The sequence below is a fragment of the Cupriavidus basilensis OR16 genome, assembly GCF_000243095.1.
Lineage (GTDB): Bacteria > Pseudomonadota > Gammaproteobacteria > Burkholderiales > Burkholderiaceae > Cupriavidus > Cupriavidus basilensis_D.
The window spans coordinates 35,408-51,532 of sequence record NZ_AHJE01000086.1 but is presented as its reverse complement, the minus strand read 5'-3'; the positions used below and the strand labels follow the sequence as shown (position 1 = coordinate 51,532).

Genomic DNA, 16,125 nt, shown 5'->3' with positions numbered 1-16,125 from the left:
CCTTGAAGGATGCAACGCGTGGAATGGCAGACCTCACATCACTGTGTAATAGTCGCGCCAGGCGGCCTGCAGCGCGATGCGGGTATGTTCCGGCACTGTGGCGTTGTTGAAAGTGGGCGGCCGGTTATTGCCGAAGTAATACGCGGTGCGATCGTTCGTCGCCATATGGTCGCGCGTGGCATCGTCGACGCAACGACTCATGTGGATATCCGGAAAGGCCGGATTCTCGTAGTACACCCAGACGCCAAGGCCGTTCGTGGGGTCGCGATACGCGCTGACTTTCCAGTCGTCCATCATGGTTGCTCTCCTTGAAACGCTACTGCAATGGATGCGCTGGCGGGCGTGTCCCCGCTAGCGCTACGAAACCGGCTTGCTGATTACGCCCAGCAAGACCGGGACATCCGAGCCGCTGGCATCGAATGAGACTTCGGTGCCGTTGCAACCCCGGCATGCCATGACGCCGGGCACATCCTGGACCACGCCCTGTATGGCAAACGGACCGACCCGCGTCAGCGCGGTGGCGAGCGCCTGAGCCTGCTGCGGGCTGCCGGCACGCAGAGTAACGCGCGGCTGGTAGCCGATGACCGCACCCGTTGGCAGCAAGGCAAGCGCACCGGCAGCGCTAAAGAAATCGGGCGCGCCGGCAGGCAGCGCGGCCTGGCCGCCACCCAGCAGGCCGGCGTCGAACCAGTTGCCCGGGGACAGCGCGAAGACGCCGATTCCACCCAGCGACAATGTCAACCCATTGACCTCGTCGAGCAGGCCATCCGCCGCGCCGTCGACCGTCGTCGATGGCGAAGCGGCGTTGAGTGCGTCCGCCGCTACCGTGCCCCCGGACGCGTGCAGGTCCAGGAAAGAAGGCCAGTTGCCTGCATCCGTCGGATCCGGCGGCCCCGCGCCCGGCAAGGCGGCGGGTGCGGCCCCGGCTGGCGGAGCCAGCCCTTGCAGCGGCACGGACACGGACCAGGCCGTGGCGCCGCCGGCCGGCGACGCGCGCCATGCGGCCAGCCCCGTAAGCCAGCCGTCGATCGCGTATTGCGGGCAACGGAATACGGTTCCCGCCGCATAGAGGCTGGCTGCCATGTTCAGGTCCGACGCCTCCTGTTGCGCTGCCTGCAGGCAGCGATTCAAGGCCGCCGTGAGCGCCGGCATGCGTCCGCCCAGCCAGACTAGCAGCGCCTGATGTGCGTCCAGCGCAGCCGCGGTCGCGCCACCCGCCATCGCGTCGGTTGCGACATTGGCCGCGAAGTTGACGCCCGTAGGCGTGGCAGGTCCGGGCCGCCATGCCAGCACGGCCTGCCGGTAGCGCGCCAGGTCGGATTGCAGGCCGCTCGCCCCGGCAGCCGCCTGCAACAAGCCGGGCTGCGCCGCGGCGACTGCGCGGCGCGTACGCACCGGCGGCAGCGGGAATACCGTCGCCAAGCTGGTAGGTGCACCAATTGCCCACCTGTGCATCCGCGCTGCCCAGGCCGCTGAAGGTGGCAACCCCGGCGACCGAGAACACGTCGCTGCCAGCCACGCCCACATGGCTGGCAATCGCCGCGGCATACAAGCGCCAGAGCGCGCGGTCGGATAGCACGGCGAGACCTCCCGGCAGGATGGACAGGTTGGGCTGGATGGGCAGGAACGCGGTGCAGCCCCTCGCATGAGCGAGCGAGGGACTGCCACTGCGAGTGGCGTCAGGCGCCCAGCTTCTGGCTTACGACCCCAAGCAGGATCGGCAGGGTGCTGCTGACCGGGCCGATGGTGACCGTGGCCGATGCGTCGTCCCACTTGATGTCCTGCTTGATGCCGTAGGTCGACACCGTGGCCGAGCCGAGGCGGAAGGGCCCGATGCCGATCGACGCGGTCGCCTGCGCCTGCCAGCTGTTCTTGACGTTGCTGTAGTCGCTGGCCGCCATCTTCAGCGTCACCGTCGGCTGGAACCCCACCACGATCTGCGTCGGGATCCGCGCCAGCGCTCCGCTGTCGCCGAAGAAAGCCGGCGCGCCAGGCTTGAGCCGCTGATGGTAGGTCGACACCAGCGCGCCGTTGTCCCACCACAGCCCAGGGCTGACCGGAAAGGTGCCGAAGCCGGTAAAGTCCACGGTCAGGCTGAAGTCCGTGCTGGTGGTATTGACGCTGGTCTTCTGGCCGCTGGCCGAACCGCTGCCGAAGAAGGAGAAGAAGTCGCCGAACAGGCTGGCGTCCACCGAGGTGCTCCAGCCAAACTCGTCGAAGTCATAGGTCTTCGAAGCGGAGGTCACCGAGATCGACGCGCCGGCGTTATTCTTGCCGGCGACGCTGGCCTGCTGCCACTCGGCATACTTGGCGCTGAACGCCTGCAGGGCGTAGGACGGCGCAAAGGCCGAGATTAGGTTGTTCGCCGGCACCGGATTGGTGCCGCCGATCACCACCGGCTGGCTGCCCGCGGGCGCGACGCTGCCTATCTTGACCGGCATGTTGTACGGGTTCTGCAGCGACATGCTCTGCGCGCCGTTGATGCCCACCTTCGCGCGGGCCTGCTGCACGACGCTATAGCCGGCCCCATAGGCCTGGATCATGATTTCGTCATAGGCGCTGGCAGCGCCGATCAGTGCATTGTTGGCGCTCAGGTATGACGGATAGCTCTGCTGCACCCAGGTCTGGAACGCAGGCGGCGTGGGATTGACGTTCTTGTAGGCACCATAAGCCGTGTAGGCCGCCACCTGGACGTTGTTGAATGCCGTCTGGGCGGTATTGAGCGCGGCAGCGGCCTGGTTGACCTGGCTGGCGAGGTTCGGGTTGACCATGGCGCCAAGGTCCACCCAATCGAGGAAGGTTGCGTACGTCGCCAGCAGCCCGCCCGCGGGTGCGTATGCCGGGCTGTTGGCAGGCACGACGTCGCCAATGCCATACACGTAGGCGTTGATGATGCCGGGGTCGGCGTTGCCAAGGTCCACGTTCAGGGTGGTAGAGCCAGCGCTGAACTGCTGCTGGGCGGACATGCCATTGGGGAAGGCGGTCGCCTGCAGGGCGCCCATCCACTGTTTCCACAGACCCACCGTATCGACGTTTGCCATTTTTCAGCTCCAGATCGTTTGTCGAGAAAGGACGGCGCCGGCATCAACCCCGTCGTCCGCCGACGCGCCGTGCCTTGTTGCCATCGCGCATGCACCGCTCGTCTGGAATGCATGGTCGCCCATCGCGGGCGCCGGCGAACCGTGTCGCGGACTGATTTGCACCTTCAGGAAAACTGATTCGCTCGTCAGCAGCCCGAACCGGCGGAGGCACAGGCGCGGCTCGCGCGGGGGCGACGCATGCCGCCGTCGGCGGCGCAACGCCTAGAACAGGCCTTCGCGAATGGCGTAGCGCGTCAACTGGGCAATGCCCTTGACCTGGAGCTTGGCCATGATGTGCTCCCGATGGGTACCTACCGTCTTGGCGCTGATGTGCAGCCGTTCGGCGATCTCCCGGGTGGAGTGCCCCTCCACCAGCAACTGCAGGATCTGCCTCTCGCGCGCGCTCAGTTGCGCGCTCGGCGCCGCCACGCCGTGGTGCCGCGCCGAGCGCAGGCTGGCGACCATGGCGGTGGCCACTTCCGGACTGAGATATGAGCGTCCGCCCGCCACCGTGCGGATGGCCTTGCCGAGCTCGTCGTAGGCGCAGTCCTTGAGCAGATAGCCGAGCGCGCCGGCATCCAGCGCAGAGGCGATCATGCGCTGCTCGCCATGCGCCGAGAGGCACAGGACGCGCGCCGAGGGCACGGCCGGCACGATGCGGCAGAGCGCGTCGACGCCGTTGAGTACTGGCATGCCGAGATCGAGTGTGATCACGTCGGGGAGCAAGGCCTGAGCCATTCGCAAAGCTTCAATGCCATCGCCGGCTTGCCCGATGACGGTGATGTCGGCTTCCCGCTCAAGCAAGGCGGCTATCCCCTCCCGGAAGAGCGTGTGATCATCCGCCAGCAAAACGCGCGTGGTCGGCATCTCTAACCTCGCCACATGGCGTCGCTCCCGTCGCGATGCGGCGAGCCGTCGGCATCGGCGCCAGCCCCCCGCCCGTGGCCTATGGGCATCACGATACGCATGCGAGTGCCGCTGCCCGGCGCGGAGCACACTTCGAGGCGCGCGCCCAGCGCGCGAAGCTGCGCCGTGCTGCTGGGCAGGCCAAAGCCGCCAGCAGCGCCGCCCTGGCTGGAAACGGCGCCGGCATCGAAGCCACGGCCGTTGTCCTCCACACTGACCGTCACATGACCGCGGCCACAGGCCGTACGCACCCACACCTGGGCCGCACCGCTGTGCTTCCGGACGTTGGCAAGCAGTTCGTTCACCACGCGCAGCAACACTGCGGTGGCGGCTTGCTCAAGCAGCACCTGCGGGCCGCGCAGATCCAGCAGCAGGCAGGGTGCGCCGCTCGATCCGGCCCGTACACGATGCGCCAGGCTACGCAGCGCGTCGTCGAGCGGCCCCTGCGCCAGCAGGCCAAGCCCGAGGTCGAACGTCGCCGAGCGGATGTTGCCGGCGGCGTCCGCCACCAGCTCACGCGTCTCGTCGATCAGCGCACGCGCCTGCGGCGGGCACGCCAGCCGCTCGAACTGGCCCAGCCGCAGTAGCGCCAGGGCAAGCACCTGGCCCACCTCGTCGTGCAGGCAGCAGGCGATGCGCTGCCGCTCGCATTCCCGGGCCAGAAGGCTGGCATCGAGGATGGCCTGTTGTTGCTCGCGGCGCCGCCGCCCGCGCGCTGGACGATTGGCCTGGTATGCGGGCCTGCGCTCTGGGACAAGCCCGTCCCTGCCCCAGGGCACCGACCCGGCATTCTTGTTTTGCAGCATGCCCACCCCTAATAAAACCGACTAACGCCCGTGCACGCGAAAATCTCTTTTAAATATTATTCAATTGACTTAGAGTTCCCTGAATGCCGCGCCAGCTCTAGCTTTCCAGCCTACAAAGCAAAGCCTGCGCAGCATCATCCCGCCGCGCGCACGCACCTTGCAATACTGCCAATGCCGTATCTCCGTTAGCACGGATTCAAGCATTCGCTCATGGCGCCAGCAGGCCATGACGCAGGCAATAAATCGCCACGCCGGCCGCATTGCCAACCCCGAGTTTCCGGTACAGGTTCTCCCGATGCTTGCGTACGGTCAGGTTGCTCAGACCGAGCTCCCTGGCGATCTGCTTGCTGGTGTGCCCCGCGGCTACCCGTTGTGCGATGTCACACTCGCGCTGCGTCAGCGCAAGCGGTGGCACGCGATCCGGATGGGCCATCCCTGCCGCTCCGATGGGCCGCGCGAGATCGACGAAAGCCGTGCGCCACCGCGTAGGCGGCAAGCTGCGCCGCATTGCGCAGGCCCGTCTTGCCGAGCAAGTTGCTGCGATGCTTGCGGGCGGTCAGCACGCTGATCTGTAATTCGGCGGCAACGGCGCGGCAACTCATGCCGGATGCGACCAGGGCCAGGACTTCTCGTTCGCGCTGCGTCAGCGTGGCTGAGGAAATGTGTTGTGCCTGCATATGGCGCCAGGGAGGGGAATAAAGCCGCCAATTCTGGCAGATAGTGGCCCATCGGGTGGCACGATGAAGAATGCTATCGTTGCGCGCACGCCCCAGCCGGGAAGACCACCGCCGGCCAAGGAATAGAACGGCTCTGCAGCGGACGGATTGCTTCCATCGGGGCACTTCATCTGGCCCTTGGCAATCATATGCATGAGTTCAATGCCGGCCAACAGGATGCGCGCGCAGCGAAAGGCTTTGAAGCCAAGCATCGGTCGGACGACGCGCTTGGTAGCCGAATGGTCCTGCTCGACGATTTTGTTCAGGTATTTGACCTGGCGGATGACGATGGGTGTCTCACGGTCGGCGTTGAGGTCGTGCAGCACTGCTAGGTTGAGGATATCGGGCCAAAGATAAAGTCAAATCTAGTGGTGCGACATGTGTCGCCGATGCAGGTGTTCCAATGCCGGAATTCTCCGGCGTCCGTCCTATTCAATTTCCACGACATCGACCACTTGCTGCATATTCCTGTAGCGGACTTCCTGACGCATGACGAATCGCCGGGCGGGACAATACCAGTCGGTCATGTCGAGCACGGTCGGCTCCAGTTCGATATCCGTATCGACCAGCCGAAAGCTGCCAGGATCAACGAACTTGCTGTATCGAATGGGCCAGCAGAGAAGTGTGCCGGTGGCAAGTTTCAAACGCTGCAGTGGCCCCACTATCCGCTCGGACAAGGTCAGGCGGACATTGGAGCCGACGAAATCGGAGACCTTGGTGCCGGTGCGGCGATCCACGATACGAAAGTCGTAGCGGGACACAAACGTTTCCGCGGGGAGTACCTGGTTTCCGCGGGGAGTACCTGGCCCTCGACCAGCGTCGGTGGGTACAGCAGCAGTCCGTTCGAGTTGGTACTCATTTCCCCGACCAGATCAGTGTACAGGCCGTAGGCCTGTACACGTGCGTTCAGACTGCGTACGATCGGTTGTCCAGAGCGCTCGTCAATCATGAGCCGGTGACGCTGCACTGTCTCGACGGGTGGCCCCATCAAGCGCCGGAGGGCGGACTTGGAGTAGATATCCAGATCGAACGAACATATGTCGCGCTCGAGGTCGCTGACGTTCCGGAAGAAGGCAAGCGTCGTCATCGGCGTCAATCCGTCCGCCTCGAAGCGAATCCGCCCGCCGTCATGAATATAGGGCGCGTCGCATATCTGTCCGGCGTACACGCGGTGAGACGCGGTCCCCAGCAGGCCACCTGTGGCGAGCCAGGCCGCCGCAAGTGATCGCCAGAGCGGCCTGCACCGGCGTGCCGGCCATCCCGGTACATGCGCGATCCTCCCGTAGGGTCCTGGGTCAGGAAACAAGTTCATATAGTTTGCCGTGGACTTGGCAGCGTGCTCCAATCTGGCGGCGCGCCTGCCAATGACTGGTCCAGTGTAGTCGCAATCGGCAGAGTGAGGTGTGCCGGCTCAGTTCGATAGGCATGTGAGCCCACGCAACGCCTCGCGTTCAGGTACACGGCATCGGCTAGCTGCCAGTTGCGGATGCCCACAGCCCAACGCTGCGGGTTCCGGGCTCGCGCGGCCTGATACAGCGCCGTGCGCCGCGCCAGCAGCGCTGGTGGCTGTGCCCTGATGCCGCTGTTTGGGGTGACGTATTTCAGGCTGCTGTAGATGCTCTTCATCATGTACCAGTAAAAGAACCGGCCGCTGACCGTGGTGTTCGCGGGCGCGCACTGGAGATGGGAACTACGCGTGCGCAAGCGAGTAGCCAATGGGCACGCGTGATATGTTGCCATGTGCCGTTGCAGTGAGCACTGCGTCTCCAACTTGAAGCTCATACGCCATTATTGATGACCATACAAAGAATCTGCACGCCTCCGACCGGGACATGCGTCCGGCCTGCCGGCAATCAGGAAGATCGCGGCGAGCTTCTCAAGATCGTTGTCGCAACATCGCTCGTCACTGGCCTCGAGATGTTCGATTTCACCGTTTTCGGATTCTTCGCGGTGATGATCGGAGACCAGTTCTTCCCATCGAGTGATCCGCTGACTTCGTTATTGCTGGCAGTCGGCACATTCGGCGTCGGCTTTTTTATGCGTCCTCTTGGCGCGATTATGATCGGCGCTTACGCGGACCGCGTGGGACGCCGTGCAGCGATGACGAGGACAACCTGGATGATGGGCCTCGGGACGGCGGCGATCGGCCTTTGCCCGTCGTTCGCCACGATCGGCGTAAGTGCGCCGATCATAATCGTCGCCGCTCGATCGCTGCAAGGTCTTGCTCTTGGCGGCGACATTGGCACTGCCGCGACCTTCGTCATGGAAGCGGGGCCTGTTTCACGTCGCGGCTATCTGGTCAGTTGGCAGGTCGCCAGCCAGGGCGCGGCCGCGTTACTCGGCGCATCCCTCGGCGTGCTGCTCAGCCAGGCATTGCCACCGGCCGCCCTTGCTTCGTGGGGCTGGCGCATTCCGTTCCTGATCGGCCTGCTGATCTTGCCAGTCGGCCTTTACGTCAGGCGTCGACTCCGCGAGAACCCGATCCCCGCCACGACCGGCAGTAGTTCCCGCGCGCCCCTCGCCGAACTGTCTCGCGAGCATGGCAGGACGATCCTGCTGGCGATGTTGATGATGATGGGACAGACCATACCGGTGTACGCCATCGTCTACTACATGCCGAGCTATGTGACTCGCGTGATGCACATGCCTGCCGTCACCGGATATCTGGTATCCGCGTTGTCTGCGCTGTTGATGGTAGCCATTCCGCCGCTTTCCGGCCTCATCACAGACCGTCGGCCTCGCCGCAAACCACTCGTCCTCTTCACTTCGGGATGCACGGCGCTTCTGGTGTATCCGGTCTTTCTCATGATCACCCATGCGAAAAGCGCACTACCTATCCTGATTGGCGTCGGGCTCATCAGTGCACTGGTGGCGCTCGGCGCCGGTGTAGTCACCCTGCTTGTGCTTGAAGCGCTTCCTGCGCGGGTGCGCGCCAGCGGCATTGCGATTTCGCATGCGCTGCACGTTGCCTTATCATCTACCACACGATGACCGGAGGAACAGAGCAGATGGCCGAGGCGGCAGCTGGCGCGGCGCGTATGCAGTCTGGCGTCGCAGTCAAGTTGCAGCGAGCGGCCGACACCGGTCCGGACGACGTGCTGGCAGCCGACGGCTATCTGTTCGCGACGCCGGAGAACCTGGCTGCGATGTCCGGGCTAATGAAGGACTTCTTCGATCGCTGCTACTACGCGGCACTTGACCGTGTGAACGGCCGCCCGTACGCCACCATGATCTGTGCTGGCAGCGACGGGCAGAACGCGCTGCGTCAGGTCGAACGTATCGCCACCGGTTGGCGCCTCAAGTGCGTGGCGCCAGGCCTTATCGTCTGCACCCATGCACAGACGCCGGACCGCATTCTGGCACACAAGGAGATCGGCGCGCAGGACCTCGCGCTCTGTGCCGAACTCGGCGCTGGATTGGCGGCCGGTCTTGCGCTTGGTGTTTTCTGACGTCGAGCCCAGTCGCGTTCTGGCTAGACGCCTCCCTGTGCATTGAGCTCCCAGTCCGGCAGGATGCGGACAAGTCTACCCGCGACATTGTCTCGACTCATCAGCCAGTCGTCTGCGCCCAGGATACCCGCGCCCGCTCGCGCCGCGGCGAGCAGTGTTTCCCTATCGTTGGCTGCCAATGTTCCCTTCGTAACGATAGTCTCCCTGCACTCTCCCTTCGATAGACGCCATTCCGGGTACGACGCAAAGCCAGTGAAACCGAGGCAATTGTGCGACGCACGATCGCGAGGATTCCTCGGCGGGGTACGGGCGGTATCTCAAATACCCCTCCGAAAAGAAGTCAAGCGTCAACACTAACTAGGCCAGCATAAGTGTGAGGAACCGGAATTCGTTAGACTTCGCCCCCAAAGAAATCAATGACTTACCAATTAATCCCGCCCCGCCCCGCCCGACCCGTCTTAGAGACAGGAATAGACCGGACTGTCCTGACGAGAAACACGCCATTACTGGCGACCGGCACGCGCCATCGCAGGCTTGTGACGAGGTGTACGCCATTCCGTATTCATTTTCGTTCTCTTATACAACTAGTGGAGATCCGCAGCCACCGTGCTGCGCTATTTGCGGAGGCTGGATTGGGCATTCAATGCTCTCTTTACCGCTTCCGCCAGATCCACTGCCCTTCCCTTACCCCAGTAGTGAAGAAAGAGGTAGTGCGGTTGTTCTTGGGTCATGAGTAGCATTTGAGGCTCCTTTTCGGTGATAGTCCAAGGTTGGGTCGGAGTTCTGGGTGGGCTGGATGAACAGGCCGGCCGCAGTGCGTGTGTCGGGGCAATGCTCAAGCGGCTTGGGTTGTAGGTGCTCATGCCATGTACGGATCAAAGTCGACTTCCGGTCAATCGACCGGTTTGATACGTCGAAAGGCGCCCAGGAGCGCCAGGTCATAGGTAATTTTGAGCAGGCCGCAGGCGACCAGCGGTGCGCCGAGCCAGCCCATGGCCAACAGCGCGCCCGCTAGGGTCGGGCCGAGTGCGGAAGCCAGGCTTCTGGGCACTGCGGTCAGGCTAGCGGCAGCCGGTCGCTCCGGCGGCGTGACCACGGCCATCACATAGGCAGTCCGGGTCGGTACGTCCATCTGGGACAGCGCGCTGCGCACGAGCAACAAGCCCAGGGCTGCCACCAGGGAGGGGGAGAATGCGGCCGCGATCAGGCAGAGGCTGGATGGAATATGGGTAAACACCATCGTGTTCAACAAGCCGAACTTGCGGGACAGCGGCACGGCAACGAGTTGGGAGCCTGCCGTGAGCAGCCCCGCCCAGAAGAAGAACTGGCCAGCGGCGCCAAGGGAAAGACCGAAGCGCTGCATCAACCACAGTGCCAGCAGCGAGTTCACCACCAGCCCGCCGGCAAAGGCGTCGACGCTAAATAGCAGTGCAAGGCGGGTAACGATTCGGCGAGACGGGCCAAGCGGTACCCGCACCGAAGCCGCGTGCGGGTGTGGCTCGGGGATGCGCGCATAGAGGAACCAGAGTGCGACGCCCGTCAATGCATAGACCATGAACATCGCGCGCATGGCGCTGAGGAACGATATCCCCAACTGCGAGGCAAGCCAGCCCGGCAGCGCTGCCGCCAGCGCGCCGATGGCGGCGGAGAAGGCGCCAGTCAGGCTATAGCGGGCGAATAGCGCAGTGCGAGCATCAGAGGTGGACGAGTCGGCGAGACGAGCCTGCTCCAGCGGCAGGAAGACACTGACGTCTCCGGAACTCGGGTTGAGCGTGCCGACAAATGCGACGAGCAACAGTGGCCATAGGGAGGACAGTCCGGCGAAGCCGATGCCGGTTGCGACCATCAATGCTGCCGCCAACACCAGCAGGCGACGCTGCGGGTAGCGATGGCCGAGGATGCCTACCAGTATCGTCGCCAGTGCAGAGCCGATCAGGGTTGCACTGCTGATCAACCCCACGGCCAGTTGCGCGAAGCCGAGCGCCAGCAAGTACGCTGGCAGCAGGACGGCGATGAACCCGTCACAGAAGCCGCGTAACGCGCGGCCGACGAGAAGCGGCAAGGCGCCTGCGTGGACGCCTGCCGGCAACACTTGGCGCGCAAGCCAGCCTCGGCTGTTGGGTGCAACTGGGTCTTTAAGGGTGTGCATCGCGAAGGTGCCGTCTATGTGATGCGGCATGGCCGGCCGTACTGAAGTGGATCCGGTCAATTCAGGTGGGTTCTCGAGCAATAAGTTGCACGGGGGTCTCCCGATTGGCAGTTTGAACCGTTTTCCGCTGGCCAATTTGCGTCAATCATCTTCGTCATCATCATCGTCGGCACGGGTGGCGAGTTGTGTGCCATCTTCGCCAATGAGAACGGTTTGTTTCTCGCTGCCGGTGCCGAGCGTAACCTCATAGCGGATCTTGCCGTTTGCTGTCTGCTTCTCGATCTCGCCGACCGTACGGCCCTGCGCATGCTTCTCGATTACCGCTTTGACCGGAGCAGGTACTTGCGCAATATCCATGGCCTGGTGACTGCGCTCACCGAATGGATTCTTCCCGCAACCAGCTAGCGTGAGACCCAACGAAACAGCTAGAACGGCTGCGGCGAACTGCCGCGTGTGAATTGCCATGACATGCTCCGCGAGTTCATTTGTTCACTAATTCACCCTCGGCGATGGTGACGTCATCTCGCCGGTACTCAATCAGTTTTTGACTGCGCCAGACCTGGTAGCACTCCTCGGCGTTTTCCTTGCCGGTCGAATAGGTCATGCACAGGTCGTTGGCACGCAACCTCCAGTGCCCCTTCTGGATTCGGCCGTGCATCGTCTGCCATTCCGGATTGGCGGCGCTGTCCCGCGCTTGTTCTGATGTGATCATTGGTTTTTCTCTTCCTTGTTGCTACTTCGTGCTGGCGTTTCCGAATGAGACGGTATCGAACACGGTCACGCTGTCCGCCTTGGTCCATACGCCGACCCTGCCGACGCCGCTGATGTGATCGTCCGCCACATCGATATAGCGCTTGCCGTCCAGCGCCACCTGGATGTGGTTGCCCACGAAGTCCACCCGCAGCGTATGCCAGACCCGGGCGGCGACAGGGGCTTCCTGGTACTGGATCGTATGTCGGCGGCCCCCCGTCGTGTAGTACAGCGAGACGTTGTTCTCAAGTGCGTTTGCCCGCGCGACATAGTAGTTATCGCCGTCCTTCCAGCGCCAGACAACGCCACCAGCCTGGTCTTCGCGGCCGGAAACGGGCTTGAACTTCGCCTCCACGAAGCCATCGGCGATGGAGACGTCTTCCTTCACGCACCAGGGGAAATCTCCGGAGCCCGATTGCTTGAGCACGTTGGCGCCGGCCTGCGCGGTCGGGTCTGTCTCGACGGTCCATTTCGGCGTGCCGCGGCCGGTGACACCGGCCACCCATCCCGTCGGCAATGCACCTTGTTTGTCCTGGTTGAACATAAGCGCTTCTCCAGTTGCCGGAATGGCTGTCAGCAGCATCCATACCAAGAGCAGGATCGGTTTCACGGGGTACCTCCCGGGCGACAACGCAAGAGAATTTACGCAGGCATCTTCGGCGGCCATCGATGCATTTCTGCCTGGCAATGCTGGCACCAGGCATACAAGGCGTCGTACATCACCATGCCGTGGCGGAGCATCTCGTGATCGTCGGTGAACACTTGCGAAAGGCCAAGCGAGATCGCGTAAAGCCCTCCGGATTGCGGCGTGAGATCCAGCTTTGACGTGTCCGCCCCCCGCACAATGCCCGCGAGTTGTTGCAAGGCGGGATCGGTCAGATGGTACTTGTCCAGAAACGCGTCGAAGCTGCACAGTTCGCCGACATGCGATAGCTCGACGCCGGGGATATCATAGGGAACGGCGCCGGTCTGGCCTGCGACTTTCATCACGTCGCCGCTTGGCACGTACAGAAACTCTGGTTCCTTGTCGATGAAACGGGCGATCAGCCAAGGGCAAGCTATGCGGTCGATCTTCGGGCGTTCGCGAGTGATCCATTTCATGACACCACCTCCTTGGGCTGAAGCGGCTTGCCTGCTGCCCGCCAGGCATCAATACCCCCGCTGAGGTAGCGAACATCGAAACCACGCCCGCGCAGCCACAGCGCCGTGGAGCGGCCGATGTCCAGCCCCTTCATGCAGTACACGAAGAGCGGCTGCGTGGCATCGATCTTGTCGCTCCACTGATCGACGGTCGCCGGGTCATGCCAAGTGGCACCGGCCACCATGTCCGGAGCGACGGCAAAGTCTTCCGCGCGTCGCACGTCGATGACATGCGGCGCGCCAACATCTAGGGCGCTGATGCCCACGCCGAGCGGCACGGCGTCGCCTGCCACGGCTGCGCCATAGCGCCGGTAGACGGCATCCCAGCGGATGTTTTGCATGAAGGCATCGACATAGGCCGCCGCCTTCGCGCCGAAGTCCATGTGGTACGCGTGTTCGTACATATCCAGGGCAAGCACCGGAGTTGCGCCGGCGAGCAGGTGCGTGTGGTCTGCGGCCCAGTGGTTTGCGAGCCGCCCCTCGCGCGCGGACCATGCCAGGATCGCCCAGCCGGAACCACCGCCCATCGCCTTGGCCAGCGCGGTGAACTCGGATCGCCATTGCTCGACGGAGCCGAAGTCGCGCGTCAACGCCACCGAGAGCCCGCATGAGGGCAGCACCCCATCACCGCCGAGCGCATCGAAGTACAGCTCGTGCAGGACAGCAGAGTTCGCCGCGACCAGCTCTTCGCGCTTGAGCCCATTGATCAGAAAGCCCTGCGCCGTGCCCCAATCCAGTTCGGCGAGTTGGCCGCGAATGGCGTTCAGACGTTTCACGGCGCCGGTGTAGTTGTTCTCGTAATGGCTGACGATCAGTTTTTCCGAGAGGCCAGTGAGCTTGCCTGGATCGACGCCCAGCGGCTTCATTTGATAGGTCATGATGGATTCCTTGTTCGTGTGGCTCATGCGTGGAGGAATGGATAGGCGACCAGGCCGATTAGTGCGGCGCCGACGACGATGACTGGCTCAGGCAACTTCTTGAATTTCCAGAGCAACGCGACCGTGACAAGCGCAAGCAAGACAGTGGGCAGATCGATAATTGAGCGTTTGGCCAGGACGATCACGGCGCCCGTGATGGCCCCGACAGCCGCCGCCGTCACGCCATCGACGAAGGCGATGATGCCGGGGCGCTTACCGTACTTCTTGAAGTACGGTGCCGGGATGACGGTGAACAGGTAGCACGGCAGGAAGGTGCCCAGCGCCGCCACCGAGGCGCCCGGCAGGCCTGCGACCAGATAGCCGATGAAGCCGACCGTGATCACCACGGGGCCGGGCGTAATCATGGCCACAGCCACTGCGTCGACAAACTGCTTGTCGTTCAACCAATGGTGTTCGGTCACGACGCCGCCGTACAGGAACGGCACGATGGCAAGCCCGGAACCGAAGACGAAGGCGCCGGCTTTGGCAAAGAACACGCCGATCTGCGTCAGCAGCGGCCAGTCCACGGTACTGACGATCCCGCTCACCGTGGACACTTGCGTCGCTGCGATGGCATTGAGGCCGCCTTGTCGCAGCCACTTCGGTGGCGCGCGCCAGAACCACACCACGATGCCGGCCGCCAGGAACAGCCAGGCGATCTCGGATTCGGTGACCACGGTCACCGTTGCCAGCACCAGGTAGATCACCCACAGCAGCTTGTCCTTGCCCACGCTCTTGTTCGTGAGCTTGTAGGCGCTGATCGCAATGATCCCGATGACCGCCGCACCAACCCCGTAGAACACTGACTGCATCCAGGTCAGCCCGCCAAACCGGACGTAGGCCCACCCCAGCGCCACCACCATCAGGAACGACGGAATGACGAATGCAATGCCAACCAAGGTCGCTCCAACGAGACGATAGTGCACATAGCCGAGATAGATGGCGAGCTGCGCGGCCAGCGGACCGGGAGCCAACTGCGCCAGCGCCAGGCCTTCCTTGTAATCGGCGTCGGTAATCCATTTACGCGCATCCACAAGGTCCCGGTGCATGTAGCCGGCGAGGGCTACGGGGCCTCCGAAACCCAGCGTACCCAGGCGCAACATATAGAGCACAAGTTGCCAGAGCGTATAGCCTGGCCGTTCGGCCGCCGGCGCGTGAGGCATATCCGTTTGTTGCAGGTTGCTCATTGATCTTCCTTGAGATGGAGTCGGTGACGGTTAGCGCTTCCGGTTATTCAAAAAGTGGGCATGCAGGGAATCCAGCACCAAGCCAATTTCGGCCAGCAGCGCATCGTCGTCGGCTAACCGCTCGCGGGCGCCGGCCAGAATCGCCTCGAACCCGCTCGCTTCGGGGACGGTCGGGCCGCCGACATCCAGCGCGTGGACCATCCCCGCCAGGCGCTGCAATCCCGGATTCGCGTCCAGGCCAAAGCTCGCAAGCAGCACCTCGAAGGAAACCTTCTCGCCAACATGGGTGAATGTCGCGTCGTCGAAATCGAAGCCCAACGCGTCGGTGGGGCAGTCACTGGGGGATTCGAGCCACAGAAAACGGGCGTGGGGGTCGATGAAGCGCTGGATCAGCCAAGCGCACGCCACCCGGTCGACCCAAAGATGGCGGCGGGTTGCCCAAAGCCGCCCCTGGTATTGCGTGGGGTCGCGCCGCGCGATGGCGCCGGCAGCAGGATGCGGCTCTCCCGGCGACAGGATCGTTTCAATGGCGCCGGTGAAGTCTCGCCACTGCGCTTCAGCACGCAAGGACGCCTCGTTGGGAAAGAAGTCGACCTTGCGAATCGCTTCATAAATGCGTCCGAGCCGTCGCAGCAAGCGGTTGAGTTCGGCCTCACTTAGCCCGGAAAGGGTCTGGCGGGCTTCCGAGACGGATGCAAGGAGTTCGGCGTATTCGCTCGCTCGGTCAAACAGTGCGCGATATGCGGCGGCGTCGTCATCCTGATGGGGATGCACCGTCAACAGCCAGGCTTGGCCGTCCTGCTGCAGCGTCTCATCGGCCAGCTCGCGGAACTGCTCCACCTGTTCTGCGCGGGCAGGCAGCAGATAGGCTCCGTCGCGCAAGGCGGCTCCGCCTAACGCCTTGAGGGTGCGCCAAATCCGCATGCGTGCGGTCGCGCCCGATGTGGGAAGGCTGACAATCAGCAGGATCCAGGAGTCTTGGGATGGGGTCATGGAAGGCAGCATAGTGGGCCTTAGCGTGGGTT

General features: G+C 63.4%; 18 protein-coding genes and 3 pseudogenes. 2 read left to right on the top strand and 19 right to left on the bottom strand.

Translation table 11 applies throughout. The annotated features are described in order from the left end of the window. Window positions 1–33 precede the first annotated feature (33 nt). The 9 genes and pseudogenes from OR16_RS28060 to OR16_RS41910 form a co-directional block, all read right to left on the bottom strand. Complete coding sequence (locus tag OR16_RS28060) at window positions 34–297, bottom strand: hypothetical protein (RefSeq protein WP_006161791.1); 264 nt, start codon at window positions 295–297, stop codon at window positions 34–36. Between the two features lie 60 nt (window positions 298–357). Then, on the bottom strand, window positions 358–1,422 hold the full coding sequence (locus OR16_RS28055) for a hypothetical protein (protein ID WP_006161789.1): 1,065 nt from the start codon (window positions 1,420–1,422) through the stop codon (window positions 358–360). 257 nt (window positions 1,423–1,679) lie between these two features. Then, window positions 1,680–3,041 (bottom strand): hypothetical protein, encoded by a 1,362-nt coding sequence (locus tag OR16_RS28050; RefSeq protein ID WP_043421435.1) that lies wholly within the window; start codon window positions 3,039–3,041, stop codon window positions 1,680–1,682. 261 nt (window positions 3,042–3,302) lie between these two features. Beyond that, window positions 3,303–3,947, bottom strand: coding sequence for a response regulator (locus OR16_RS28045; RefSeq protein ID WP_006161786.1), 645 nt, complete (start codon window positions 3,945–3,947; stop codon window positions 3,303–3,305). A 2-nt stretch (window positions 3,948–3,949) separates the two neighbouring features. Further along, a complete protein-coding gene (locus OR16_RS28040; RefSeq protein ID WP_043421433.1) occupies window positions 3,950–4,792 on the bottom strand; it encodes a sensor histidine kinase in 843 nt (280 codons plus the stop codon). Between the two features lie 208 nt (window positions 4,793–5,000). Continuing rightward, window positions 5,001–5,225 (bottom strand): helix-turn-helix domain-containing protein, encoded by a 225-nt coding sequence (locus tag OR16_RS40080; protein ID WP_006161782.1) that lies wholly within the window; start codon window positions 5,223–5,225, stop codon window positions 5,001–5,003. Beyond that, complete coding sequence (locus OR16_RS48450) at window positions 5,173–5,394, bottom strand: hypothetical protein (protein ID WP_423739692.1); 222 nt, start codon at window positions 5,392–5,394, stop codon at window positions 5,173–5,175. Before OR16_RS48450 ends, OR16_RS40080 begins: the two co-directional genes overlap by 53 nt. 188 nt (window positions 5,395–5,582) lie before the next feature. Next, window positions 5,583–5,843: pseudogene (locus tag OR16_RS41915) on the bottom strand (DDE-type integrase/transposase/recombinase); the annotation flags it as partial. Between the two features lie 93 nt (window positions 5,844–5,936). Further along, a complete protein-coding gene (locus tag OR16_RS41910) occupies window positions 5,937–6,269 on the bottom strand; it encodes a hypothetical protein (RefSeq protein WP_006161775.1) in 333 nt (110 codons plus the stop codon). 1,033 nt (window positions 6,270–7,302) lie between these two features. On the opposite strand from OR16_RS41910, the gene OR16_RS28020 reads away from it, so the two are divergent. Both OR16_RS28020 and OR16_RS28015 read left to right on the top strand, forming a co-directional pair. Next, window positions 7,303–8,499, top strand: coding sequence for an MFS transporter (locus OR16_RS28020; RefSeq protein ID WP_006161773.1), 1,197 nt, complete (start codon window positions 7,303–7,305; stop codon window positions 8,497–8,499). A gap of 17 nt (window positions 8,500–8,516) precedes the next feature. Beyond that, window positions 8,517–8,957, top strand: a complete 441-nt coding sequence (locus OR16_RS28015) for a flavodoxin family protein (protein ID WP_006161771.1) — start codon at window positions 8,517–8,519, stop codon at window positions 8,955–8,957. A 23-nt stretch (window positions 8,958–8,980) separates the two neighbouring features. Here the strand turns inward: OR16_RS28015 and OR16_RS48445 are convergent. From OR16_RS48445 to OR16_RS27975, 10 genes and pseudogenes are all read right to left on the bottom strand, one after another. After that, a pseudogene (locus tag OR16_RS48445) lies at window positions 8,981–9,256 on the bottom strand (LysR family transcriptional regulator); the annotation flags it as partial. A gap of 315 nt (window positions 9,257–9,571) precedes the next feature. Further along, window positions 9,572–9,688 (bottom strand): annotated as a pseudogene (locus OR16_RS46470) (DUF1259 domain-containing protein); the annotation flags it as partial. Window positions 9,689–9,849: 161 nt separating this feature from the next. Then, window positions 9,850–11,106 (bottom strand): MFS transporter, encoded by a 1,257-nt coding sequence (locus OR16_RS28010; RefSeq protein WP_043421450.1) that lies wholly within the window; start codon window positions 11,104–11,106, stop codon window positions 9,850–9,852. A gap of 141 nt (window positions 11,107–11,247) precedes the next feature. Continuing rightward, the gene (locus OR16_RS28005; protein ID WP_043421424.1) at window positions 11,248–11,571 is read right to left on the bottom strand and encodes a hypothetical protein; all 324 of its coding nucleotides are present in this window, start codon (window positions 11,569–11,571) and stop codon (window positions 11,248–11,250) included. Between the two features lie 16 nt (window positions 11,572–11,587). Next, a complete protein-coding gene (locus OR16_RS28000; RefSeq protein ID WP_006161766.1) occupies window positions 11,588–11,818 on the bottom strand; it encodes a hypothetical protein in 231 nt (76 codons plus the stop codon). A gap of 21 nt (window positions 11,819–11,839) precedes the next feature. Further along, window positions 11,840–12,466 (bottom strand): hypothetical protein, encoded by a 627-nt coding sequence (locus OR16_RS27995; RefSeq protein WP_043421421.1) that lies wholly within the window; start codon window positions 12,464–12,466, stop codon window positions 11,840–11,842. 32 nt (window positions 12,467–12,498) lie between these two features. Next, window positions 12,499–12,957 carry a chromate resistance protein ChrB domain-containing protein gene (locus OR16_RS27990; RefSeq protein WP_006161762.1) on the bottom strand — a complete coding sequence of 153 codons (459 nt, stop codon included), beginning with the start codon at window positions 12,955–12,957 and terminating at the stop codon, window positions 12,499–12,501. Then, a complete protein-coding gene (locus OR16_RS27985) occupies window positions 12,954–13,874 on the bottom strand; it encodes a Fe-Mn family superoxide dismutase (protein WP_043421448.1) in 921 nt (306 codons plus the stop codon). Before OR16_RS27985 ends, OR16_RS27990 begins: the two co-directional genes overlap by 4 nt. A gap of 23 nt (window positions 13,875–13,897) precedes the next feature. Next, window positions 13,898–15,100 (bottom strand): chromate transporter, encoded by a 1,203-nt coding sequence (locus OR16_RS27980; RefSeq protein ID WP_423739691.1) that lies wholly within the window; start codon window positions 15,098–15,100, stop codon window positions 13,898–13,900. Between the two features lie 30 nt (window positions 15,101–15,130). Next, on the bottom strand, window positions 15,131–16,093 hold the full coding sequence (locus OR16_RS27975; protein ID WP_006161757.1) for a chromate resistance protein ChrB domain-containing protein: 963 nt from the start codon (window positions 16,091–16,093) through the stop codon (window positions 15,131–15,133). Between the last annotated feature and the right edge of the window lie 32 nt (window positions 16,094–16,125).

Bases quoted from the DNA above. Each gene is read 5' to 3' on its own strand.
- OR16_RS28040 (WP_043421433.1), bottom strand. From the start codon at position 4,792: ATGCTGCAAAACAAGAATGCCGGGTCGGTGCCCTGGGGCAGGGACGGG.
- OR16_RS27980 (WP_423739691.1), bottom strand. From the start codon at position 15,100: ATGAGCAACCTGCAACAAACGGATATGCCTCACGCGCCGGCGGCCGAA.
- OR16_RS28050 (WP_043421435.1), bottom strand. From the start codon at position 3,041: ATGGCAAACGTCGATACGGTGGGTCTGTGGAAACAGTGGATGGGCGCC.
- OR16_RS27990 (WP_006161762.1), bottom strand. From the start codon at position 12,957: ATGAAATGGATCACTCGCGAACGCCCGAAGATCGACCGCATAGCTTGC.
- OR16_RS28015 (WP_006161771.1), top strand. From the start codon at position 8,517: ATGGCCGAGGCGGCAGCTGGCGCGGCGCGTATGCAGTCTGGCGTCGCA.
- OR16_RS28060 (WP_006161791.1), bottom strand. From the start codon at position 297: ATGATGGACGACTGGAAAGTCAGCGCGTATCGCGACCCCACGAACGGC.
- OR16_RS27975 (WP_006161757.1), bottom strand. From the start codon at position 16,093: ATGACCCCATCCCAAGACTCCTGGATCCTGCTGATTGTCAGCCTTCCC.
- OR16_RS28005 (WP_043421424.1), bottom strand. From the start codon at position 11,571: ATGGCAATTCACACGCGGCAGTTCGCCGCAGCCGTTCTAGCTGTTTCG.
- OR16_RS28000 (WP_006161766.1), bottom strand. From the start codon at position 11,818: ATGATCACATCAGAACAAGCGCGGGACAGCGCCGCCAATCCGGAATGG.
- OR16_RS27985 (WP_043421448.1), bottom strand. From the start codon at position 13,874: ATGACCTATCAAATGAAGCCGCTGGGCGTCGATCCAGGCAAGCTCACT.
- OR16_RS28010 (WP_043421450.1), bottom strand. From the start codon at position 11,106: ATGCACACCCTTAAAGACCCAGTTGCACCCAACAGCCGAGGCTGGCTT.
- OR16_RS48450 (WP_423739692.1), bottom strand. From the start codon at position 5,394: ATGAGTTGCCGCGCCGTTGCCGCCGAATTACAGATCAGCGTGCTGACC.
- OR16_RS40080 (WP_006161782.1), bottom strand. From the start codon at position 5,225: ATGGCCCATCCGGATCGCGTGCCACCGCTTGCGCTGACGCAGCGCGAG.
- OR16_RS28045 (WP_006161786.1), bottom strand. From the start codon at position 3,947: ATGCCGACCACGCGCGTTTTGCTGGCGGATGATCACACGCTCTTCCGG.
- OR16_RS28020 (WP_006161773.1), top strand. From the start codon at position 7,303: ATGACCATACAAAGAATCTGCACGCCTCCGACCGGGACATGCGTCCGG.